The 785-nt window shown below is 65.2% G+C and carries 1 protein-coding gene; it reads right to left on the reverse strand.

Going from position 1 to position 785, the window contains the following annotated elements; all coding sequences use genetic code 11:
- Positions 1-227: 227 nt before the first annotated feature.
- On the reverse strand, positions 228-785 hold a 558-nt coding region (locus ACDA63_RS20140; protein WP_373665088.1), incomplete at its 5' end, for a YadA family autotransporter adhesin.

Raw genomic sequence — 785 nt, forward strand, 5'->3', positions numbered from 1 at the left:
GACCGTCGGGTCCTGGATCTGTAGTTTGTCGCGCACGTCATGGTTGGCGCAGCCGGCGGCCAGCGCGGTCATGACGGCGAGGGTCATCAGTCGGTATTGCATTTTTCCGTCCTCGGAAAAAAACGGGCCGCAAGACCGTGGCGGTACTTGCGGCCCATCGAGTCATTGTGTGAGGGGGTGCGGGGCGCCCACTTCGGGCCCCGCACGCTTCATCGAGGGCCGAGCGATCAGTCGCCCAGCACGAAGCCCACACCGGCGCGGAAGATGGTGTCCTTGGCCCCGCCGGTCGAAGTCGAGATGCCGGCGTTGTAGTTCACCGTCCCCTTCTCGTTCCAGCGCGACACGCCCACCCCCACCGCCCCCGCACCGCGGTAGTTGGCCACGCCCGCATTGACCACCGTGCGACCCGGGATGTAGGGCGTGACGATCTGCAAGGCCGCTGCCGCTGCGATACCGCGACGGGCGGTCTTGTCGACATCGTCGATGCGGTTGTTCACATCCCCAATCTGTTGATTGAAGTTGTTGGTCACATTGCCCACCGCGTTGTTGAGCTGATTGACGTTGACCGCATCCGTGCCCTGCGTGCCTTCGGCGACGTTGGTGATCTGGCGTTCATTACCCGCCGCGCCCACGCTCACCGTGTTGGCCCGATCGGCCACCGCGTTGCTGCCGATCGCCACGCTGTTGTCGGCCGTGGCCTTGGCGTTGCCGCCGATGGCCACCGACTCCTTGCCCGTGGCTTGCGAGTCCTCCAGCGTCGAGTTGGCGTGGAAGTACTTGGTGCC

It is taken from the genome of Uliginosibacterium sp. sgz301328, assembly GCF_041807905.1.
Classification (GTDB): Bacteria; Pseudomonadota; Gammaproteobacteria; order Burkholderiales; family Rhodocyclaceae; genus JBGVSA01.